Here is a 20,998-nt window from a genome sequence, read left to right as displayed (position 1 = left end):
TCCGAGTCGGTGCATAGGGTGGGCGGATGACCAGCAAGGTGGAGGAGACGGCGGCCGTGACCGAGGCGCTCGGGTACGAGCAGGCGCGGGACGAGCTGATCGAGGTCGTACGGCGGCTGGAGGCGGGCGGTACGACGCTGGAGGAGTCCCTCGCGCTCTGGGAGCGGGGCGAGGAGCTGGCCAAGGTGTGCCGTCGGTGGCTGGACGGGGCGCGGGCCCGGCTGGACGCGGCGCTCGCCGAGGATTCCGGGGACGGGGACGGCTCCGGCGAGGAGCCCTCCGAGTAGGGCTCAGGATGTCCGGCCTGTGAAGCGGGTCACCACACCCCCGCTTTAGTTGAAGGTTGAACTTCACTGACGTACCGTCGAGGACGTCAACCGGTCCCCGGTCCGTTTCGGGGTCCGACGTGCGTCCCCAGAAGGTTGATCATGTCTCTCGTTCTCGACCCCGCCGCTCAGGACCTGCTGTTCCGCGAGGCCCGCACCGCCAACACCTTCACCGACGAGCCGGTGACCGACGAGCAGGTGCAGGCGATCTACGACCTGGTCAAGTTCGGTCCGACCGCCTTCAACCAGAGCCCGCTGCGCATCACCCTGGTCCGCTCCGCCGAGGCCCGCGAGCGCCTGGTCCAGCACATGGCCGAGGGCAACCAGCCGAAGACCGCCACCGCCCCGCTGGTCGCGATCCTCTCCGCGGACAACGAGTTCCACGAGGAACTGCCGGAGCTCTTCCCGCACTTCCCGCAGGCCAAGGACCTCTTCTTCAGCGAGCGTCCGGCCCGCGAAGGCGCCGCCGGGCTGAACGCCGCCCTCCAGGCCGCGTACTTCATCATCGGCGTCCGCGCCGCCGGCCTCGCCGCCGGCCCGATGACCGGCCTCGACTTCGCCGGCGTCCAGAAGGAGTTCCTGGACGGCGACCACACCCCCCTGATGGTGGTCAACATCGGCAAGCCGGGCGAGGACGCCTGGTTCCCGCGCTCCCCGCGTCTGACCTACGACGAGGTCGTCACCACGGTCTGAGCCTCGGCGCCTGTCGCCGCGAGGCACACCCCCGGCGTGACGCATGAGAAAGGCCCCCGGCATCGGCGCCGGGGGCCTTCTCGCGTACTCGCGTACGTCAGGCCGTCTTGAGCGCCCCGGCCATCTCCTCCAGCTGCGCGAGCGAGGCCGTGCCCGCCACCACGGTGGTCGAGCCCTTCTCCTCAAGGACCAGGGCGTCGTAGCGGCCGCCGGTGTAGCGCGTCCAGGTCCGGCCGTCGATGCGGCGGGTGGTCGTCGACTCCTCGCCGCCCTGGGTGGCCTCGTCGATGAACGCCGACGGCTTCTGAGTCGACTGCTCGACCTGCACGTACTGACCGTCGGAGGTGTGGAAGCCCAGATGCCAGACGTCGAACTCCTGGCCGTCGAAGCGCACGGAGGTCGCCTTCCAGCCGGCGGGCAGGTCCGCGGGCGCCGCCACCGGGTAGGAGGCCGCGCGCCGGGCCGTCAGCAGCTCGACGCGGTAGTCGACCTTCGGGAGGTCCGGGGCGGAGTCGTCATGCGGGACGAAGAGATAGACGACTCCCGCCGCGAGGATGGTCACCCCCAGCGAGAGGACCATGTTGCGGACCGACTTCTGCTTACCGTTCGAACCTGCCACGCCCCTATCGTCGCAGGTGCCCGGTCCGCTCATCCGTGGGGTCCCCTGCTCATTTTGTCGGACTGACGATAGAGTCGACGGTCGAACCCTCATCCGGCCGTCGTCGTATCAGAAAGGTGCGCTCCGATGACCGAGCATCATCATCTGCCCTCCGAACTCGAAGTCCCCTCCGAGGCCCCCGACCGGAACCTCGCCCTGGAACTCGTCCGGGTCACCGAAGCCGCGGCGATGGCCGCGGGCCGCTGGGTCGGCCGGGGCGACAAGAACGGCGCCGACGGTGCCGCGGTGCGCGCCATGCGGACCCTCGTCCAGACCGTGTCGATGAACGGCGTCGTCGTCATCGGGGAGGGCGAGAAGGACGAGGCGCCGATGCTCTTCAACGGGGAGCGGGTCGGTGACGGGACCGGGCCGGAGTGCGACATCGCCGTCGACCCGATCGACGGGACCACGCTGACGGCCAAGGGCATGACCAACGCGATCGCCGTCCTCGCGGCGGCCGACCGGGGCTCCATGTTCGACCCGTCCGCCGTCTTCTACATGGACAAGCTGGTCACCGGGCCCGAGGCCGCCGACTTCGTCGACATCGACGCGCCCGTGTCCGTGAACATCCGCCGGGTCGCCAAGGCCAAGCGGTCCACGCCGGAGGACGTGACCGTCGTCATCCTCGACCGGCCGCGACACGAGGGCATCATCAAGGAGATCCGGGACACCGGGGCGCGCATCAAGCTGATCTCCGACGGCGACGTGGCCGGGTCGATCCTGGCGCTGCGCGAGGGCACCGGGGTCGATCTGCTGCTCGGGGTCGGCGGCACGCCCGAGGGGATCATCTCGGCCTGTGCGGTGAAGTGCCTGGGCGGCACGATCCAGGGGAAGCTGTGGCCCAAGGACGACGCGGAGCGGCAGCGGGCGATCGACGCCGGGCATGATCTCGATCGGGTGCTGATGACCGACGACCTGGTCTCCGGGGAGAACGTGTTCTTCGTCGCCACGGGCATCACCGACGGGGAGCTGCTGCGGGGTGTCCGGTACCGGTCGGAGACGGCCACGACCGACTCGATCGTGATGCGGTCCAAGTCGGGGACGGTGCGCAGGATCGACTCCGAGCACCGGCTGAGCAAGCTGCGGGCCTACAGCGCGATCGACTTCGACCGCGCGAAGTAGTCCGACCGCGCGAGGCAGTTCGACCGCGCGAAGCAGGCTGAGCGCGCCCCCAGTAGGTGGAGCGCGTGAAGGAGAAGGGGCGCCCCCGGTGCGGTGGGGGCGCCCTCTTCCTGCTTCAGGGCCGCGTCAGCCCGCGGCGGCTATGTGGTTGGCCGTCCTCGCCTTCTTGAGTTCCAGGTCGCGGCGGCGGCGACGGGCGAGGACCACGCGGCGTTCCGCCGCTGTCAGGCCGCCCCAGACGCCGTAGGGCTCCGGTTGGAGGAGAGCGTGCTCTCGGCACTCGACCATGACGGGACAGCCCCCGCAGACACGCTTAGCGGCCTCCTCCCGGGAGAGCCGGGCGGCGGTGGGTTCTTTGGAGGGTGCGAAGAACAGGCCGGCCTCGTCACGCCGGCACACCGCCTCGGTGTGCCAGGGTGCGTCTTGGTCCCTGTCCCGCACTGGCACCCGCTGGGCCGGAACGGCAGCTACCTGCAGGGACGAATGCGGCGGTTGCAGCACGGTCTACTCCTGACGACGGCTTCGCGAGCGAGAGACGATGCAGCAAGCCCTACCCGCTGTGCGCACGCCTATGCACTGAGTTCCGAACCGCTGGATTCCGGGGGCTTTCGTGCACCGGTGTGCGCGAGCGCCCGAGGGACCCGCGCGCTCCACATGCCGTCGAATTCACAACCGTCAATGATCGAAGTGCTTGCGCAAACTCTTGTCGAGCTTGTGCTGCACGCGATCGAGAATGTCCGCGACGAGCTTGCCCCGTTTCGGCCGCGCCTCGACATTGCCCAGCACGGCCCAGCCGTCCACGAAGACGACCGGGGCGTCGGCGTCGGTCGAGTCGACGGTGTCCACCTCGAAGTTGCCGAGCACACCGCCGCCCGCGCTGCGCAGTGAGACGTTCTCCGGGACGCGGACCTCGACCGTGCCGAAGACCGCGAACGCCTTGATCACGACCTGGCGGTACTCGAAGATCGCCTCGCTGAGATCGATCTCGACGCAGCCGAAGATCGCGTACGCGTGGATCCGGCGGCCCGCGCGGCGGCGGCCCTTGCGGGCCGCGCTGCTGAAGACCGCCACCACGTTGTCGTCGGGTTCGTGCGGGATCGCGTCCGTGGGGCGGTTGGGGGCCGGGGCGTAGGCCGCGGTGGCGTGCTGCCGATGGGCGGCCGGCAGGTCCCGTATGAAGACCTCCAGTTCGCCGACCGTCTTGGCGTTCAGCACCCCCTCGACGCGCTCGGCGTGCTCGTCGGCGGTCAGGCGCCCCTCGGCGAGGGCCTCCCGCAGCATGTCGGCGATGCGGTCGCGCTCGGCGTCCGAGGCGCGCATGTCGGTGGCCGGCGGTTCGGTCTTCTTCTGAAGGTCCACGGCACCACCGTACCCAAACGCGATAGATCGCGACTAGGGGCTGTGGAAAACCTTGACCGCGCGAATGTCCGGCCGGGGGACGAGTCGGAGATGAGCTGGAGACGAGTCAAGTGAGGATTACCTCACCAGAGCACTGCCGACAGCAGGTTCTAACCTGGTGGACGCTGCCCATGGAGGCCAGCGGCCGTCTGTCGAGTGAGGAATGGGCGAGATGCCTGAGTTCGCGTACACCGATCTGCTCCCCATGGGAGAGGACACCACCCCCTACCGGCTGGTGACCTCCGAAGGTGTCTCCACCTTCGAGGCCGACGGGCGCACGTTCCTCAAGGTGGAGCCCGAGGCGCTGCGCAAGCTCGCCGAGGAGGCCATCCACGACATCCAGCACTATCTGCGGCCCGCGCACCTGGCCCAGCTGCGCCGGATCATCGACGACCCCGAGGCGTCCAGCAACGACAAGTTCGTGGCCCTGGACCTCCTGAAGAACGCGAACATCGCGGCTGCGGGTGTGCTGCCGATGTGCCAGGACACCGGCACGGCGATCGTCATGGGCAAGCGCGGGCAGCACGTGCTGACCGAGGGCGGCGACGAAGAGGCCCTGTCGCGCGGCATCTACGACGCGTACCTGAACCTCAACCTGCGGTACTCGCAGATGGCTCCGCTCACCATGTGGGAGGAGAAGAACACCGGCTCCAACCTCCCGGCGCAGATCGAGCTGTACGCCACCGACGGCGGGGCCTACAAGTTCCTGTTCATGGCGAAGGGCGGCGGCTCCGCCAACAAGTCGTTCCTCTACCAGGAGACGAAGGCCGTCCTGAACGAGGCCTCGATGATGAAGTTCCTGGAGGAGAAGATCCGTTCGCTGGGTACGGCCGCCTGTCCGCCGTACCACCTGGCGATCGTGGTGGGCGGTACGTCCGCCGAGTACGCCCTGAAGACCGCGAAGTACGCCTCCGCGCACTACCTGGACGAGATCCCCGGCGAGGGGTCGCCGCTCGGGCACGGCTTCCGGGACCAGGAGCTGGAGGAGAAGGTCTTCGAGCTGACGCAGAAGATCGGGATCGGTGCGCAGTTCGGTGGCAAGTACTTCTGCCATGACGTGCGGGTGGTGCGGCTGCCCCGGCACGGGGCGTCGTGTCCTGTCGCGATCGCCGTGTCCTGTTCCGCCGACCGGCAGGCCGTCGCGAAGATCACCGCCGAGGGGGTCTTCCTTGAGCAGCTGGAGACCGATCCGGCGCGGTTCCTGCCCGAGACGACGGACGAGCACCTCGACGAGGCCTCGGACGTCGTGAAGATCGACCTCAACCAGCCGATGGAGACGATCCTCGCGGAGCTCACCAAGTACCCGGTGAAGACCCGGCTCTCGCTCACCGGGCCGCTCGTCGTGGCGCGTGACATCGCGCACGCCAAGATCAAGGAGCGGTTGGACGCGGGGGAGGAGATGCCTCAGTACCTCAAGGACCACCCGGTGTACTACGCGGGGCCGGCCAAGACGCCAGAGGGTTACGCGTCGGGTTCGTTCGGCCCGACGACGGCCGGGCGTATGGACTCCTACGTCGAGCAGTTCCAGGCGGCGGGAGGCTCCAAGGTCATGCTGGCGAAGGGCAACCGCAGCAAGCAGGTCACCGACGCCTGCGGCACCCACGGCGGCTTCTACCTCGGCTCCATCGGCGGCCCGGCCGCGCGCCTCGCACAGGACTGCATCAAGAAGGTCGAGGTCGTCGAGTACGAGGAGCTGGGGATGGAGGCGGTGTGGAAGATCGAGGTGGAGGACTTCCCGGCGTTCATCGTCGTCGATGACAAGGGCAACGACTTCTTCCAGGATCCGGCGCCGGCGCCCACGTTCACGTCGATTCCGGTGCGGGGGCCTGGGCTGGCGTAGCGGGTTCGGGGGGTGTTTTTCGCCCCCGCCGCCCCTACCCGTCCCATCCCCAGGGGCTGCCGCCCCTTCGACCCCGCTCCCAGGGGGCTCTGCCCCCTGGACCCCCTATCGGCCCTTAAGGGGCCTCGTCCTCAAACGCCGGACGGGCTGAAAGTGGCCGGGGTGGGTGGGGGATCGGGACGGCAAGAACCCCGGCCTCACGCGCCCGACGGGCTGAAAGAACTCGGACGGCCCTCCCCTCGGAACATCCGCGTCCCCCCGTTCGCTGTACCCGGTATGAGCGAATACCGGGTAGAGCACGACTCCATGGGTGAGGTCCGCGTTCCCGTTGGGGCGAAGTGGCGGGCGCAGACTCAGCGGGCGGTTGAGAATTTTCCTGTTTCGGGGCAGCGGATCGAGCGGGCGCACATTGAGGCGCTGGGGCGGATCAAGGGGGCCGCGGCGAAGGTGAATGCCGGGCTCGGGGTGCTGGACAAGGACATTGCGGAGGCGATCCAGGAGGCGGCGGGGGAGGTCGCCGAGGGGCGGTGGGACGAGCACTTCCCGGTCGACGTGTTCCAGACCGGGTCGGGGACCTCGTCCAACATGAACACCAACGAGGTCATCGCGACGCTCGCGACGGAGCGGCTCGGGCGGGACGTGCACCCGAACGACCATGTGAACGCCTCGCAGTCCTCGAACGACGTCTTCCCGTCCTCGATCCACATCGCCGCCACCGCCGCGGTGACCCGTGACCTGATCCCGGCCCTCGACCATCTCGCCGCGTCCCTCGCCCGCAAGTCCGAGGAGTTCGCCGATGTCGTGAAGTCGGGGCGGACGCATCTCATGGACGCCACACCGGTCACACTGGGGCAGGAGTTCGGCGGGTACGCGGCCCAGGTCCGGTACGGGATCGAGCGGCTCCGGGCGTCCCTCCCCCGGCTCGCCGAGCTGCCGCTGGGCGGTACGGCCGTCGGTACGGGCATCAACACGCCCCCCGGGTTCTCCGCCGCCGTGATCGAGGAGGTCGCCCGCACCACGGGGCTGCCGCTCACCGAGGCCCGGGACCACTTCGAGGCGCAGGGTGCCCGGGACGGCATCGTCGAGACCAGCGGGCAGCTCAGGACGATCGCCGTGGGACTGACGAAGATCGCCAACGATCTGCGGTGGATGGCGTCCGGTCCGCGCACCGGACTCGCGGAGATCTCCCTCCCCGACCTCCAGCCCGGCTCGTCGATCATGCCCGGCAAGGTCAACCCGGTCGTCCCGGAAGCCGTCCTCATGGTCTCGGCGCAGGTCGTCGGCAACGACGCCACCGTCGCCACGGCCGGCGCCGCCGGCAACTTCGAGCTGAACGTGATGCTGCCGGTCATCGCCAAGAACGTGCTGGAGTCGATCCGGCTGCTCGCCAACGTCTCCCGGCTGCTCGCCGACCGCACGGTGGACGGGATCGTCGCACACCGGGAGCGGGCGCGGGAGTACGCCGAGTCCTCGCCCTCCGTGGTGACGCCGCTCAACAAGTACATCGGGTACGAGGAGGCCGCCAAGGTCGCCAAGAAGGCGCTCGCCGAGCGGAAGACCATCCGTCAGGTCGTCGTGGAGGGCGGGTACGTCGAGCGGGGCGCCCTCACCGAGACGCAGCTCGACGAGGCGCTGGATGTCCTGCGGATGACGCACCCGTAACCGTTCGCGAACCGTGCGCGCCCGGCGCGTGAACCGTGACGCGCGCCGCAGCGTCGTATGCCCATGGCACCTAATATCTGTCCATGGCAGACGGTGGAGCGGTGAGAGCCGGAGTGGAAGCGGACGGGTCGGCGGGATTCTGGGCGCCCGGGAGTCAGATCCTGTGGCGTTACCGGGAGAACGGCGGCGCGCGCTTCCACATCGCGCGTCCCGTCACCGTCGTACGCGACGACCGTGAGCTGCTCGCCGTGTGGATGGCACCGGGTACCGAGTGCGTGAAGCCCGTGCTGGCCGACGGGACGCCCGTGCATGTCGAACCGCTGGAGAGCCGCTACACCAAACCGCGTTCGGTGCAGCGCGACCGCTGGTTCGGCACCGGTGTGCTGAAGCTGGCGCGGCCGGGTGAGCCGTGGTCGGTGTGGCTGTTCTGGGATCCGGGCTGGCAGTTCAAGAACTGGTACGTGAACCTGGAGGAGCCGTTGGCGCGTTGGGCCGGCGGAGTGGACTCCGAGGATCACTTCCTGGACATCTCGGTCCATCCGGACCGCAGTTGGCACTGGCGGGACGAGGACGAGTTCGCGCAGGCGCAGCGGGACGGCCTGGTGGACGCGCAACTCGCCCGGCGGGTGCGGGACGCGGGGCGGGCCGCGGTGGAGGTGATCCGGGCCTGGGGGCCGCCGTTCTCGGACGGCTGGCAGCACTGGCGTCCCGATCCGTCCTGGTCCGTCCCGTCTCTTCCCCAGGACTGGGACCGTACGCCCGCGCATCTGTCCTCATGAGACCCTTGATGCGCCCCCGGGCGAGAAACGTAGGATCGTCCTCCGCAAGGGCGCGCAACAGCAACTGCCGGAGCACGCGCTGGGCTTGACCGATCGTCACCGAGGGGCGGCAGGACGTGAGCGAGGGGTACGAGGGCAACACCGACCGGGCCTGCGTCACTGGTGACGCGGGCCCCGCGGACCGCGTACGGTTCGCCGGTGGCACAGGAACAGCCCCTGACCACGCGGAAAACCCGTTCCGGGGACACGTATTCCGGGTATCGGGTTTTCGGCGGGACCAACTGCGCGCGCGGCGCGCAGCCCCGGACGGACGGATTCGACACGCGTGACGGAGCAGCCGACCTCCTTCGAACGCCCCCAGGCGGGCGTCGACCCCGCGGAAAGTCGCGGGGCGTTCCTGCGTACCTCGACGCCGTCCCGTCCTCAGGACGCGGACGCGCCGTCGCACACGCCCGGCGCCTTACCGGTACAGGCCCGCGCCGGCGACACCCCGCCCTCCGGGCCCGCCACCACGACCCCGTCGGCGGGGCCCGCCCCGACCACGTCCGGTACGACGACATCGAGCGGCATGGACAACAACCCCGCCGGGACCGACCCCGAGCACTCGCAGCCGGCCGCCGCCGCCGAGCCCGACACGCACCGGCCGCGGCCGCTGCCCGAGGGCATCCCGGTCCAGCCGGGCACCGAGCAGGAGCCGGCCGCCGCGGTGGCGGACGATCCGGAGCGGCGCACCGGGCAGGGCCTGCCCTCCGGCCGGCCCACGCCGATGCGGCGGGACGGGGACCGGCTGCGGTTCGTGGGCGCCGCGACCCGGCGGATCGCCCGCGGCCTGGACCTGGACGAGATCGTGATGGGACTGTGCCGGGCGACCGTGCCGACCTTCTCGGACGCGATCCTGGTGTATCTGCGCGATCCGCTGCCGGTGGGCGACGAGCGGCCCACCGGGCCGCTGGTGCTGCGGCTGCGGCGCAGCGACCGGATCCCGGAGGAGCGGGACACCGACGGCGGCTTCGCCCCGCTGTTCCAGCCGGAACCGAACGAACTGGACACGATCGGCACCGAGCTGTGCGAGGTGACGCCCGGCAGCGCGCTCGCCGAGGTGCTGCGCGGGGTGCGGCCGGTGTTCACGGACACGCCCGCGGCGCGTGCCGCGCTGCCCGAACTGCTCGGGGAGGGCGGTGAGTTCGTCGTACCGACCGGGCAGCGCGCGATCCTCGCCCCGCTGCGCGGCCGACGCCGGGTCATCGGCGCGGCGCTGTTCCTGCGCCGCCCGGACCGGTTCGCCTTCGAGCCCGACGACCTGCTCGTGGCGGCCCAGCTGGCCACGCACAGCGCGCTCGGCATCGACAAGGCGGTGCTCTACGGCCGTGAGGCGTACATCGCCGACGAGCTCCAGCGCACCATGCTGCCCGAGACGCTGCCGCGGCCGACCGGTGTGCGGCTGGCGTCCCGCTATCTGCCCGCCGCGGAGACCGCGCGCGTCGGCGGCGACTGGTACGACGCGATCCCGCTGCCGGGCAGCCGGGTGGCGCTGGTGGTCGGTGACGTCATGGGCCACTCCATGACCAGCGCGGCCATCATGGGCCAGCTGCGGACCACCGCCCAGACCCTCGCCGGGCTCGACCTGCCCCCGCAGGAGGTCCTGCACCACCTCGACGAGCAGGCCCAGCGGCTGGGCACCGACCGCATGGCGACCTGCCTCTACGCCGTCTACGACCCGGTCTCGCACCGCATCACCATCGCCAACGCCGGCCATCCCCCACCGGTGCTGCTGCACCTGGGCGGCCGGGCCGAGGTGCTGCGGGTGCCGCCGGGCGCGCCGATCGGTGTCGGCGGCGTCGACTTCGAGGCCGTAGAACTGGACGCGCCCGCCGGGGCGACCCTGTTGCTCTACACCGACGGGCTGGTCGAGTCGCGTCTGCGGGACGTGTGGACCGGGATAGAGCAGTTGCGGGAGAAGCTCGCCGCGACCGCGCAGCTGACCGGGCCGGACCATCCGCCGCCGCTGGAAGCGCTGTGCGACGAGGTGCTCGACATGCTCGGTCCGGGCGACCGGGACGACGACATCGCGCTGCTCGCGGCCCGCTTCGACGGGATCGCGCCGAGCGATGTGGCGTACTGGTTCCTGGAGCCGGAGGAGATGGCGCCGGGGCGGGCCCGCAGGCTGGCCCGGCGGGCGCTGTCCCGGTGGGGCATGGAGGACCTCAGCGACTCGGTGGAGCTGCTGGTCAGCGAGGTCGTGACCAACGCGGTGCGGTATGCCACGCGGCCGATCACGCTGCGGCTGCTGCGGACCGACGTGCTGCGCTGCGAGGTCGGCGACGACGTGCCGCAGCTGCCCAGGCTCCGGCAGGCCCGCGCCACGGACGAGGGCGGCCGCGGGCTGTACCTGGTGAACCGGCTGGCCCGTCGCTGGGGTGCGACCCGGCTGAGCACCGGAAAGGTGGTCTGGTTCGAGCTGAACCGGACATGATGGCACTGTGCGTACGCCGAACGCGCGTACGACGGTGAAGGTGAGAGAGCTCTGTGGACGGCATCGCATGGATCCGGGATGTCTTCGACGCGTACTGCATCACCTTCGCCCGAGGACTGAGCGTGGCGGAACTGGTCCACCGGATGGGCGCCGACCCCGAGCGGATCCTGCCGTCGGTGTCGGCGGACGAGGCCCTGCGGCTCGCCGAGGACGAAGGGCCCGTCGCCCGGTTGGGCACGAGCGGGGGCTGGGCCTTCGCCGTGGAGTTCGCGAGCGCCGAGGGCACCGACCGCCGTGCCCTGCAACGCGTGTCCCGGGGTACCGACGCGGTGCTGCTGCTGGACAGCGGCACTCCGCCGTACTGGTTCGTGCACGCCCGTGACGGGGAGATCGCCTCCGACTTCGAGCCCGGAGTGGAGGCGGAGCAGATCGGCGGCACCGATCCCTCGTTCCTGGTGCCGGCCATGCGGGAGGCGGGCATGCTGCTGCCCGACGGTACGGCCGATCCCGACGACTGGGAGCCGGAGCGGCGGATCCTCACCGTGGCCGAGCGGGTCTTCTCGCTCGACCTGCCGCGTACGGCGCTTGAGGACGGGTCGCTTCCCGCGGTGGTCCTCGCCTAGGACCCGTGCGGGTCCCAGGCGAGGTGCGCGAGCGCGGACGCCCTGATCGGGCTTATCGGGTCCGCACGACGCAGATCTTCGAGAGGTCGGTGCACTCCTCGAAGCCCGGGACGCTCACGTAGAACGCGTCCTTGTCGAGCATCCGGTTGTTCGGGACGAAGAACAGGCCGATGCGGTTCGCCGCGCCGGAGTTCTCGTCACCGGGGATGCTGGCCCGGCCGCAGATCTCGTTCCAGGTGTTGACCCGGGCGTAGGTGGGATCCTCCTGGATGGTCCACCCCGTGCCGGACAGCGGCTTCGCGTACAACTGCGTGCAGTCCTTGCCCGTGGCCACGGCCTGCGGGGGCATGCCGCCGCTCTGGTACGTCGCCGCGAACGGGTACTCGTCGCAGCTGGACGTGCTGTTCGCGGGCTTCGAGGCGGGGTTGGGCACGAACTTGTCCGCACCGCTCTTCGGGCAGATCACCTTCCTGTTGGCTTCCTGGCGTGGCTTGCTCGCCAGGTAGTTCAGCGGCGAGTCGTGGTCCCGGCTGCCCGGGTGGTACGGCAGCTTCCGCATGAGGATCCAGTAGAACGCCGCCGCCGTCGGGTTCGCCTCCGTGTTGACCACGTAGGTCGGGATGTAGTCGGGGAAGACACAGCCGATCGTGGTCTTGCCCTTGGCCTCGTTGTCGCAGCGGATGCCCAGCTTGCCGGCCGGCGGCTGGTAGTCGGCGCCGCCGTTCGGCGCTCCGCCCATGGTCGAGGACAGGATCCAGTTCAGGTGGACGGTCTCGTTGCCCGTCGTGCCCTGCCAGGCGTGGTCGACCTCGCCCACGGCCATGTGGGTGTCCAGGCCCGACCACTTCGGCAGGCTGGACCAGGTGATGCCGCCCGAGGAGCAGTTGCGCTGGCAGAACGACTGGACGTTGACCGTCACCGGCGGAACCTTCGGGTCCACCTTCGTCGGCTGGATCGAGACGGTCTGCTTGATGGTGGGGCTGTTGAGGTCCAGGTCGATCTCGTGCTTGTACGAGTACAGGTTCTGCGCGATCGGCACCCGGTTCTCGTACAGGGTGGCCGAGAAGCTGTCCTGGAGGCAGGCCCGGGTGCGGGTGTGGAACATGGCGGCGCCGCTCTTGGCGCAGAACGCGGTGTTGGCCGCGGCGAGTTGCCGCTTGCTCTGCTGGACGGGTTCGCCGCGGAACTGCAGGCAGACCTCGCTCTTCGGCCTGCCCTTGACGGCGCGGCAGTCGAAGGCACGGGAGTGCTTGTCGGCGGTCGGCCCGGCGGTGGCGGCCTGCACGCCCGCGCGCGGGAAGACGTTGCCCGGGACCGTGGTCACGGGCTCCACCGCGGCCGGCTCCGGGGCGTCGGGGTTCCACTCGGGCAGCTGGATGTCGGTGATCAGGTCGTACGAGCCCGGTACGAAGGCCACCGCGTCGAAGGCGATGTCCTGGTCCCCGGTGCCGTCCGGGGTGATGGTGTTCAGCCGGACCTGGGCCGCGTTGTCGAACCGGTAGGCGCCGAGCGAGACCCAGCGGTTCCCGTCGCCGGGCTGCGAGATCGTACGTGTCTCGGTCCCGTGGGCCGTCTCGATCTCGTACGTGGCGTACTTGGTGTGGGCGCCGTGGTCGGGCAGGTGCACCATGACCTTGGCCTGGCCGGTGAGCTTGTCCTTCAGCTTCCAGGTGCCGGTGATCTTCAGCCGTTGGCCCTTGGCGTCGTCCGCGCGGGTGTGGCCGAAGTAGAAGTGGCCGCCGAAGCCCGCGCCCAGCTGGTGCAGGTCGACCTTGGCCGGATACACCACCTCGACGGCGTTGTTGGCGAAGTTGAACCCGAAGCTGCCGGAGTTCTTCCAGGAGTTGGTGCAGCCGGGCCTGACGACGGGCGTGCCCGCGGGGACGTCGTCGACGATCAGCGCGTTGCCCGGCAGGCCGGTGGTGGTGCAGACCGGCGGGTAGGCGGTGCCGTCGGGCTCCTCCGGTGTGCTCTCACCGAAGCGGACGAACTCGAAGCCGCAGGTGTCGATGCAGTCGGTCTTCCAGGTGACCGGCTTGTTCCACCAGCACTTGAAGTCCTCGCGGCCGCACGGGCCGCTGGTGCCGCTGTCGTTGGACGCCCCGTCCGAGATCTTGCCCGGCGTGCAGGAGTTGGAGGCGTCGCAGAAGGCGCTCTCGGGCGCCTTGACGTGGGCCCTGTTGTACTTGGCGCTGCCCTTGACGGAGACCGCCTCTTCCGTGCCGTTCCAGCTGGAGGGGCGGAAGGCGGGGACCATCACACCCGGAGACTCCAGGAAGGACGGCGGGTGCGCGGCGAATCCGAGGACCTTCTCCTGATAGGGCCAGTTCTGCGGGCGGGCGGCGGCACTGGCGTCCTCGCCGCCGGCCGCGTTCTCCAGGAACGGCAGCCGTCCGGCGTCCCATTCGGGGTTGGCCGGGTTGTTGGCCCATCCGAGGCCCCAGGGCTGACCCGCGGCGCCCTTGGCGTGGAAGCCGGAGTTGTAGGCCCACAGGGCGAAGTACCAGTTCTCGGGGCGTCCGTTGGCCCCGTGGTTGGCGATGATGCCCGCCGCGCGGGTCTCGTTCCACTTGGAGACGAGGGTCTGGAGGCCCGCCGCGATGTTCGCGGTGTAGTCGAGGGCCGCGGCGCGCTGCTTCTGGTACGGCCAGGCCTCGCCACCGTGTCCGTCCTCGCGGCCGGCCATCCGCATGTGGTCCGTGATCTGCGTGATGCCGTAGCCGCAGTCCGCCTCGGCGAAGTCGACGTCCCAGTCGTTGTTCGAGTCGCCGTCGTAGAGGTCGATGCCGTAGTAGTTGCCGATCAGCGGGTTGGCGGTGACACCGGGGACGGCCGAGCGGGCGGCCTGCCACATGTTGGATTCCTGGGTGGTGACACCGAGCATGACCTGTGCGATGGCACGGCCGCCGCCGCCCAGCGCGGGGTTCGCGAAGAGGGTCTGCGGCTGGTAGGCCGGCATCCCGAGGTTCTTCCAGTCGGCCGGCCGCGAGATGTGCTTGTTCAGCAGGCCCTTGACCGCCATGTCGACCGCCCACTCCACCTGGCGCGGCTTGGGCTGCATGGCCTGGTTGCGGGGGTCGTTGCGCGGGACGGAGCAGGTGCGCTCCTCCTCGACCGGGTTGCTGGGGTCACCGGCGGCGGCCAGGGTCCGCTTCGCCTTGGGGTCCGCCGTCGTCCCGGCCTTCCCCGAGCCGGTGCGCAGCCCGGGGGACGGGTCCCGGCCCTGGGCGGCGTGCGAGGAGACGCGGCGCGACGGGTCCACGGTGAAGGCGACCTTGCCGCCGGTGCCGCGGGTCGTCATCGCGAGCGACACGGTACGGGCCCCGTTGCTCTCGCCCGGTTGCAGCAGCGTGCCCTTGCCGTCCGCCCACGAGGTGTGGGTCAGCACGGCGTCGCCGCGGCTGGAGACGGTGACGTCCTTGGGCGTGGCCGCCAGCCGCCGTACGGCCGTGGGCAGGTGACCGGCCGTCCGGCTGGTGGTGCCGGTGATGTAGACCGTGCCGGCGCTGCGGGTCAGGCCGGTCTCGGTCGCGCGTCCCTGGGCCAGCACGCCCGCGCGGGTGCGGCGCGCGTCCGGGTGGGCGACGGCGTCGGCGGTGATGCGCTTGACCTTCGACGTCGCGCCCCGCTTGTCGAGGAAGGCGAGTCCGCCGTCACCGTCCGGGGTCAGTCGGTAGGGCACGCCGTCGGTGCGGACGAGGGGGGTGTGGCGGCCTCGCGCGTCGACGCGGACGACCTGCGCTCCGGCCGCCGCGGCCATGGCGCCACCCGCGACCGGGACGGCGGAGGTGACCTGTCCGTCGAGTTCGACGGGCTTGCTCAGGGTGCCGGTCGAGGCGTCCAGCCGGACGAGCCGGGTGCCGGGCAGGTCGTCGCCGCCGGACTGGGTCAGGACAGCCGTCTCATCCGTTCCGCAGCCGGGGTTGTAGTACGACAGCGATGACTTGATCCCCAGCTTGGTCACCCGGCCGTCGGTCAGGTCGACGATCGCGGTGAAGCCGCCCCGGGCCATCATGGGGGGCTTGTTGGTGAAGGCGCGGGGCGCGTAGACGACCACGGCCCGCTTGCCCGACCCGGTGACGCAGGTGTTGCCTATCCAGGCGTCGGCGTCGAAGCCGGGCTCGGACAGTGAGGCGGCGGTGCGCCAGGTGTAGCCGTCGCTCTTCCGGGCGGTGAGCACATGGAAGCCCTGCGCGTCGCCCGAGGTGGTCCAGGCGAGATCGCCCGACTCCTTCCAGGACGTCCCCAGCAGGGCCGCGCGCCGGGCCGTGGGCACCGCGTCGGCCAGGGGCTTCGCCGCGGCGGCCGTCCGCTTCGGGGCGGGTGCGGTGTCGCCGGGCGGGGCCGTGGGCTGGTCGGCCCAGGCCACGGACTGGACGAGGCTCGCGAACACCGCGCCGGCCGCCAGGGCGGCCAGCCGTGCTCGCGTACGTCTGTGGAACCTCAAGGATTCTCCTTCTGCGAGGACGTCCGTCGAGCCGACGGACGTCACGGAAGGGAGAGGCGGTACGCCACGGCACATGGGCAGGCGTGAGCCCGCCGGGCCGGTGAGGCAGCGTGAATCAAGGGCTGATGGAGCGTGCCGGCTGGTCAGTGCCGCGCACGAGGTGTGTCAGTCCCCTCCCCGTAACAGGGGAAGCATGAGTCACCGGAGTTGTCATGGTCAATGAAATTCTTATCCCATTCTCAGGATCCCCAAGTCACCGGTCCGCCCTGCCACTTGGTCCCGGAAACCACTGGAGCCCCACCCGTAAATCGTATATGTTTTCGAACACGGTGCGCGCGGAAACCGTTACAGAGCGCGCGCACGGACCATGTTGGGGGAACACATGCACAAGATCGTCAAGCGGGGGATCTTCGCGGTGCTCGGCACCGCGGTACTGGTCGGCACCCAGGCCGGCGTCGCCCACGCGAACCAGTACGACCGGGTCGTCGAGTCCTACCCGGACGGATCGCGGGTGACCTGGAAGGCCGACGGCGAACACCTGCTCATCAAGGACACCGCCAAGGACGGGCACTCCGCGGTCGCCCTCTTCCGGTGGTGGGACCAGTCCGAGGGCCGCTTCCACTCGTACACCTACTTCAACCGGGACGGCGTGGACTCGGTGCGCGACGTCAACCTGAACCTGGGCGAGGGACACACCGTCAACATCAAGGCGTGCATCGCCGACTGGAAGGGCAGCCTGGAGGCCAGCAGCAGCACGATCCGCAACTGCAACCGGGACTGGGAAGTCACCCTCTCCTGACCTCCGGGGCGCCGGGGGGGGCGCCTCAAGGGCGACAGAGGGGCAGAGGGGCAGCCGACGTTCCGGCTGCCCCTTCGTGCCGCCGTGCGTCAGGCCGTGGTGTGCTTCCACAGACCGCAGGCGAAGATCTCGCTGTCCTCCACGGAGCCGCCCCAGTTGCCCCTGCAGGCCGCCAGGTGCACGGCGGTGCCGTCAGTGATGTCGAAGTCGAGGTGACGGGTCGTGCCGGAGCCGTCGTGGTTGAACCACCACTGGTCCTTCGAGCCGTACTGCATGTGCGCCACGATCGAGTTGCCGTCGGCGACGTTGTCCTCGATGTACAGGTGCTCGCCGTAGGGCTTGAACTCGGCCGCGCCGCCCGCCTCGCCGGTCACCAGCGCGGGAATGGCTCTGATGTTGGCACCGTCCGCGTAGGACACTCCGGTCTGCGTGCCCGCCAGCACCAGCGCTCCGAGTGCGCCCATCAGAACACGGGAGATGTTCTTGTTCATCGTTTTCCCTTTCATGGTCGGGGAGTTCGAGGGTGTTGCCGTGGATCAGGCGGTTCCGTAGGTGTAGGAGCCGCAGTACACGTCCCGGTAGCCCTCCGTGACACAGACCTTGAACTTGACCTTGGTGCCCTCGGCGTAGCTCTCGTTGAACTTCTCCAACGTGTTGGCACCCCGGCGGTTGTAACCGCCCTCGCAGTCGGAGTAGTCGGCGCCGACGCAGTAGCGGATGTACACGGAGTGGTCGTCCTTGCAGGTGTCCCAGAGTTCGAAGATCTCGCCCTCGGACTGGAACTCGCCGTACGCTCCGCAGCCGATGTCATTTCCCGCATAGGCCTTGTAGATGGAGTCGCCCGCGGCATTCGAAACGCCGGCCATCGACCCTACGACGAGTGCGGCGCCGCTGCCGACGACGGCAAGTCGTGCCCATGTGCGCTTGAACATGGTGATTCCCCCCATGTGCTGTTGTCGTGGTTCACAGAGAATTGTTCAGCGGCCGGGAAGGCGGCCTTCGGATACGACGTGCCAGCCGAGCCGGACGTCCGTCGCCGCCCCTCGCGGAAGCCGCAGGACGAGGTCCGCCCGAGGGCCCACCGCCTCGGAGGTCACGCCGTGCAGCTCGACCTCCTTGGCGCCGTCGTCACACTTCAGGGGCACGCCCATGGGCATCTCGCCGATGCCCGCGACCACCAGGCCGCGTGTCCCCTCGCAGGTCAGCGTGACGACGTAGACGTGCCCGTCTTCCAGTGCGGACCGTTCGCGGTGGCCGTCGGCGGAGAGGCTGAGCCTTTGCACGCCCGCCTTCCAGTCCTCGAAGGTCCGTGAGCCGTTGACGCCCTTGGCACCCGTGACGCCCTTGGCCGCGGATTCCTTTCGGCCGCCGCCGGCGTCGTCCCGGTCCAGCCACATCCAGCCGCCGACACCGATCAGGGCCGTCAGAATGAACGCGGTGATTCCGCTTTTCATGGGCCCCCTCGCTCTCTTCGGTCGCCGCCGACACTACGACAGATGAACGACGGGAATACATGCCCTGGCGTAAAGACGCCTTTCCGGAAAGGAATTACGGACGGACATGCGGAAGGGGCAGCCGGATTTCCGGCTGCCCCTTGTGCGCGTGCTGCCCCTTGTGTGCGTGCTGGGGAGTTATTGATCCTCGTCGGGGTTGAACGGGTCCACCGGTTCGCCGTCCGCCGGCGGACTCGTCGTCGTCGGGATCGACGGCGGTGCGGACGTCGTCGGGGACTGACTGGGCGGGGTCGGCGAGTTGGTCGGCGTCGGCGACGGGCTCGTCGGGGACGCGGACGTCGGGGGCGCCGTCGTCGGATCCTTCGTCGGCGTCGGCGTCGGACGCTGGGTGATCGTCGGCGTCGCGGTGGGCCGCACCGCCGCGCCCTGGTCGGTGTCCAGGTCGAACTTGGTGTCCGTGGCCGTCACCCCGAACATGTACGCCGCCCAGATCTGCGCCGGGAAGCCACCGCCGTTGACACGGGGCTCGCCGCCCGCCTTGTACATCGGGACCTGCGGATGCGGCGGCTTGTTGTCCTCGCCGAACAGGCCGACCGAGGTGACCAGGTCGGGCGTGTAGCCGGTGAACCAGGCCGACTTGTTGTCGTCGGACGTACCCGTCTTGCCCGCGACCTGCTGCCCGTCACGCTTGGGGTTGTCCTGCACGGACCTCTTGGCCGTACCGTCGTCGACCACGCCGGTCAGCACCGAGGTGACCGTGTCGGCGGCCTCGGGGCTGATGACCTGCTCGCCGATCGGGTCGGGGAAGGTGACCGTCCGGGAGTTGTGCTCGACGGACTTGATGAGCGCCGGAGTGACCTTCTTGCCGTGGTTGTCGAGGGTCGCGTAGACGCCGGCCATCTCCAGCGGGCTCGCGCCCATGGTGCCCAGGGTCTGCGCGGGCACCGCCTGGAGACCCTTGGTGTCCAGACCGAGCAGGCCCCCGACCTTCATCACCTCGGACATACCGACGTCGACGCCCATCTGCGCGAAGACGGAGTTGACGGAGTCGTTCATCGCCCGCTGGACGGTGATCTTCCCGTAGTCCTCGTCGTCCTCGTTCTCCGGGGCGAACCCGACCTTGGTGCCGTTGTCGACCACCTGACGCTTGCTCGTGCCGTCGTAGATCGTGTTCGCCGTGATCGGCTTGCCGTCCTGGGTCTCGGCCTTCTCCTCCAGGGCGGCGGCCAGGATGACGGGCTTGAACGTGGAGGCGGGCTGGTAGTCCGTGCGGGTCGCGTTGTTGAGGTAGTGGTCCAGGTAGTTCTTGCCGCCGTACATCGCGACGACCGCGCCCGTCTTCGGGTCCACGGAGACGGCACCTGCCTGGACGTCCGCGTCCACCGGCCGCTTCTTCGGGTCCAGCTTGCTGTTCAGCTGCGTCTTGACGGCCTCCGTCAGCGCCGCCTGCTTCTTCTTGTCGACGTTCAGGGTGAGGGTCCAGCCGCCCTGGTCGACCATCGCCTGGGCCGTCTTGATGTCCTCGGCGGTGCCCTGCGCGACCAGTCGCCTCTCCAGCGCGGCGTCGGCCGACTTCACCAGGTAGCCGGTCTGGCCCTCCATGCTGGGGTCGTTCAGTGGCGGCTTGGGCACCTCGAACTTCATGGCGTCGCGCTTGTCCTTGCTCAGCCAGCCCTCCTCGACCATGTTGTCGAGAACGTAGTTCCAGCGGTTCTGCACCAGCCTCTTGCCCTCGGGGCCGGCGATCGCCCAGTCGTACTGGTTCGGCGCCTGGAGCAGTGCGGCGAGATAGGCGCCCTGCTCGACGCTGAGGTCCTGGGCGTCGACGCGGTAGTAGGCCTGGGCGGCGGCCTGGATGCCGTAGGCGCCACGGCCGTAGTAGCTGGTGTTGATGTAGCCGGCGAGGATGTAGTCCTTGGGCTTCTCGCGGTCCAGCTTCAGCGAGATGACCAGTTCCTTCAGCTTGCGCGTGACGGTCTGTTCCTGGGTCAGGTAGTAGTTCTTGACGTACTGCTGGGTGATCGTCGAACCACCCTGTGCGCCCTTGCCCGTGAACGTGTTGAACAGACCGCGCGCGGTACCCCTGAGGTCGACGCCGGAGTCCTGGTAGAAGGTCTTGTTCTCGGCGGCGACGAAGGTCCGCTGGACGGGCTTGGGCACCTCGGCCAGGTTCACGATCTCGCGGTTCAGGGTGCCGGTGCGGGCCAGCAGGTCGCCGTTGCTGTACTTGTAGATGTTGCTCTGCACCTTGGCGTCGGCGTTCGCCGGGGGGATCGGCGTCACCAGGTACAGCACGATGAAGGCGCCGATGCCGAGCAGGCACAGCCCGAAGAACGTGCCGAGCATCTTCTTCCAGGTGAACAGCCTGCGTATTCGGCTCTTGCCGTCCTTGGCCCGGCCGCCGCCCTTGGCCGCCCTGCGGGCCGCCGCCCGGCCGCCGGTGACGCCCGCGGCGGGCGTCGCGGACGAGCTGGTGGGCGCCGCGCGGTGGCCACCGCGCTGCCGCGCTCGTCTCTCTTCCGCTCGTCCCATGGCTCCGTCGCTCCGCTTCGTTCGCTGCTGTCACACAGGTTCATGGCTCACACCAGCTGAGAAAGCTAACACCGCTTGATGTGACAAAGAGGCTTCGATCCGGTCTTTTACGGACGTGAGAATCAGCACCCGTCCCACTGGTACCGACGATCGAGGGGCGACAAGGGTTGTCATCACGCGCTAAAGTGATAT

At 69.6% G+C, this 20,998-nt stretch carries 17 protein-coding genes; 9 read left to right on the top strand and 8 right to left on the bottom strand.

Annotation, left to right across the window (positions count from 1 at the left end; translation table 11 throughout):
• Window positions 1-26: 26 nt before the first annotated feature.
• Together SLINC_RS28960 and SLINC_RS28955 are read left to right on the top strand one after the other, a co-directional pair.
• The gene (locus tag SLINC_RS28960) at window positions 27-287 is read left to right on the top strand and encodes an exodeoxyribonuclease VII small subunit (RefSeq protein WP_067438816.1); all 261 of its coding nucleotides are present in this window, start codon (window positions 27-29) and stop codon (window positions 285-287) included.
• 141 nt (window positions 288-428) lie between these two features.
• Window positions 429-1,019, top strand: coding sequence for a malonic semialdehyde reductase (locus SLINC_RS28955; RefSeq protein WP_067438813.1), 591 nt, complete (start codon window positions 429-431; stop codon window positions 1,017-1,019).
• 97 nt (window positions 1,020-1,116) lie between these two features.
• Here the strand turns inward: SLINC_RS28955 and SLINC_RS28950 are convergent, their stop codons facing one another.
• The gene (locus tag SLINC_RS28950) at window positions 1,117-1,638 is read right to left on the bottom strand and encodes a DUF4245 domain-containing protein (RefSeq protein WP_067438810.1); all 522 of its coding nucleotides are present in this window, start codon (window positions 1,636-1,638) and stop codon (window positions 1,117-1,119) included.
• A gap of 126 nt (window positions 1,639-1,764) precedes the next feature.
• Between SLINC_RS28950 and glpX the strand changes: the two genes are divergently transcribed.
• Window positions 1,765-2,799 (top strand): class II fructose-bisphosphatase, encoded by a 1,035-nt coding sequence (gene glpX / locus SLINC_RS28945; RefSeq protein WP_067438807.1) that lies wholly within the window; start codon window positions 1,765-1,767, stop codon window positions 2,797-2,799.
• 126 nt (window positions 2,800-2,925) lie between these two features.
• On the opposite strand, the gene SLINC_RS28940 is transcribed toward glpX, so the two are convergent.
• Together SLINC_RS28940 and SLINC_RS28935 are read right to left on the bottom strand one after the other, a co-directional pair.
• The gene (locus SLINC_RS28940; protein ID WP_067438804.1) at window positions 2,926-3,300 is read right to left on the bottom strand and encodes a WhiB family transcriptional regulator; all 375 of its coding nucleotides are present in this window, start codon (window positions 3,298-3,300) and stop codon (window positions 2,926-2,928) included.
• A 174-nt stretch (window positions 3,301-3,474) separates the two neighbouring features.
• Window positions 3,475-4,158, bottom strand: a complete 684-nt coding sequence (locus SLINC_RS28935) for a DUF1707 SHOCT-like domain-containing protein (protein ID WP_067438801.1) — start codon at window positions 4,156-4,158, stop codon at window positions 3,475-3,477.
• A gap of 211 nt (window positions 4,159-4,369) precedes the next feature.
• Here SLINC_RS28935 and SLINC_RS28930 point away from each other — a divergent pair, with 211 nt between their 5' ends.
• From SLINC_RS28930 to SLINC_RS28910, 5 genes are all read left to right on the top strand, one after another.
• Window positions 4,370-6,037 carry a fumarate hydratase gene (locus SLINC_RS28930; protein ID WP_067445820.1) on the top strand — a complete coding sequence of 556 codons (1,668 nt, stop codon included), beginning with the start codon at window positions 4,370-4,372 and terminating at the stop codon, window positions 6,035-6,037.
• A gap of 276 nt (window positions 6,038-6,313) precedes the next feature.
• On the top strand, window positions 6,314-7,699 hold the full coding sequence (locus tag SLINC_RS28925; RefSeq protein WP_067438798.1) for a class II fumarate hydratase: 1,386 nt from the start codon (window positions 6,314-6,316) through the stop codon (window positions 7,697-7,699).
• 83 nt (window positions 7,700-7,782) lie between these two features.
• Window positions 7,783-8,478 (top strand): cytidylyl-2-hydroxypropylphosphonate hydrolase, encoded by a 696-nt coding sequence (gene fomD, locus SLINC_RS28920; protein ID WP_067438795.1) that lies wholly within the window; start codon window positions 7,783-7,785, stop codon window positions 8,476-8,478.
• 325 nt (window positions 8,479-8,803) lie between these two features.
• Window positions 8,804-10,951: a SpoIIE family protein phosphatase gene (locus tag SLINC_RS28915; protein WP_067438792.1), complete on the top strand. Its 2,148-nt coding sequence runs from the start codon at window positions 8,804-8,806 to the stop codon at window positions 10,949-10,951.
• Window positions 10,952-11,004: 53 nt separating this feature from the next.
• The gene (locus SLINC_RS28910) at window positions 11,005-11,574 is read left to right on the top strand and encodes a DUF6461 domain-containing protein (protein ID WP_067438789.1); all 570 of its coding nucleotides are present in this window, start codon (window positions 11,005-11,007) and stop codon (window positions 11,572-11,574) included.
• A 52-nt stretch (window positions 11,575-11,626) separates the two neighbouring features.
• Here SLINC_RS28910 and SLINC_RS28905 read toward each other — a convergent pair whose 3' ends face one another.
• Window positions 11,627-16,021: a golvesin C-terminal-like domain-containing protein gene (locus SLINC_RS28905; protein ID WP_067438787.1), complete on the bottom strand. Its 4,395-nt coding sequence runs from the start codon at window positions 16,019-16,021 to the stop codon at window positions 11,627-11,629.
• Window positions 16,022-16,403: 382 nt separating this feature from the next.
• Between SLINC_RS28905 and SLINC_RS28900 the strand changes: the two genes are divergently transcribed.
• Window positions 16,404-16,820 carry a hypothetical protein gene (locus SLINC_RS28900; protein ID WP_067438784.1) on the top strand — a complete coding sequence of 139 codons (417 nt, stop codon included), beginning with the start codon at window positions 16,404-16,406 and terminating at the stop codon, window positions 16,818-16,820.
• 89 nt (window positions 16,821-16,909) lie between these two features.
• Here the strand turns inward: SLINC_RS28900 and SLINC_RS28895 are convergent, their stop codons facing one another.
• The 4 genes from SLINC_RS28895 to SLINC_RS28880 form a co-directional block, all read right to left on the bottom strand.
• The gene (locus SLINC_RS28895) at window positions 16,910-17,311 is read right to left on the bottom strand and encodes a hypothetical protein (RefSeq protein ID WP_067438781.1); all 402 of its coding nucleotides are present in this window, start codon (window positions 17,309-17,311) and stop codon (window positions 16,910-16,912) included.
• A 45-nt stretch (window positions 17,312-17,356) separates the two neighbouring features.
• Window positions 17,357-17,752, bottom strand: coding sequence for a hypothetical protein (locus tag SLINC_RS28890; protein WP_067438778.1), 396 nt, complete (start codon window positions 17,750-17,752; stop codon window positions 17,357-17,359).
• Between the two features lie 45 nt (window positions 17,753-17,797).
• Window positions 17,798-18,274: a hypothetical protein gene (locus SLINC_RS28885; RefSeq protein ID WP_067438774.1), complete on the bottom strand. Its 477-nt coding sequence runs from the start codon at window positions 18,272-18,274 to the stop codon at window positions 17,798-17,800.
• Window positions 18,275-18,451: 177 nt separating this feature from the next.
• Complete coding sequence (locus SLINC_RS28880) at window positions 18,452-20,806, bottom strand: transglycosylase domain-containing protein (protein ID WP_067438772.1); 2,355 nt, start codon at window positions 20,804-20,806, stop codon at window positions 18,452-18,454.
• Window positions 20,807-20,998: the final 192 nt, after the last annotated feature.

This window comes from Streptomyces lincolnensis, from assembly GCF_001685355.1.
In the GTDB taxonomy this organism is placed as follows: domain Bacteria; phylum Actinomycetota; class Actinomycetes; order Streptomycetales; family Streptomycetaceae; genus Streptomyces; species Streptomyces lincolnensis.
This window is presented reverse-complemented; position numbering and strand designations above follow the sequence as displayed.

Coding starts and splice junctions, on each gene's coding strand:
- SLINC_RS28960 (WP_067438816.1), top strand. CDS start 27: ATGACCAGCAAGGTGGAGGAGACGGCGGCCGTGACCGAGGCGCTCGGG.
- SLINC_RS28955 (WP_067438813.1), top strand. CDS start 429: ATGTCTCTCGTTCTCGACCCCGCCGCTCAGGACCTGCTGTTCCGCGAG.
- glpX (WP_067438807.1), top strand. CDS start 1,765: ATGACCGAGCATCATCATCTGCCCTCCGAACTCGAAGTCCCCTCCGAG.
- SLINC_RS28930 (WP_067445820.1), top strand. CDS start 4,370: ATGCCTGAGTTCGCGTACACCGATCTGCTCCCCATGGGAGAGGACACC.
- SLINC_RS28925 (WP_067438798.1), top strand. CDS start 6,314: ATGAGCGAATACCGGGTAGAGCACGACTCCATGGGTGAGGTCCGCGTT.
- fomD (WP_067438795.1), top strand. CDS start 7,783: ATGGCAGACGGTGGAGCGGTGAGAGCCGGAGTGGAAGCGGACGGGTCG.
- SLINC_RS28900 (WP_067438784.1), top strand. CDS start 16,404: ATGCACAAGATCGTCAAGCGGGGGATCTTCGCGGTGCTCGGCACCGCG.
- SLINC_RS28895 (WP_067438781.1), bottom strand. CDS start 17,311: ATGAACAAGAACATCTCCCGTGTTCTGATGGGCGCACTCGGAGCGCTG.
- SLINC_RS28890 (WP_067438778.1), bottom strand. CDS start 17,752: ATGTTCAAGCGCACATGGGCACGACTTGCCGTCGTCGGCAGCGGCGCC.
- SLINC_RS28885 (WP_067438774.1), bottom strand. CDS start 18,274: ATGAAAAGCGGAATCACCGCGTTCATTCTGACGGCCCTGATCGGTGTC.
- SLINC_RS28880 (WP_067438772.1), bottom strand. CDS start 20,806: ATGGGACGAGCGGAAGAGAGACGAGCGCGGCAGCGCGGTGGCCACCGC.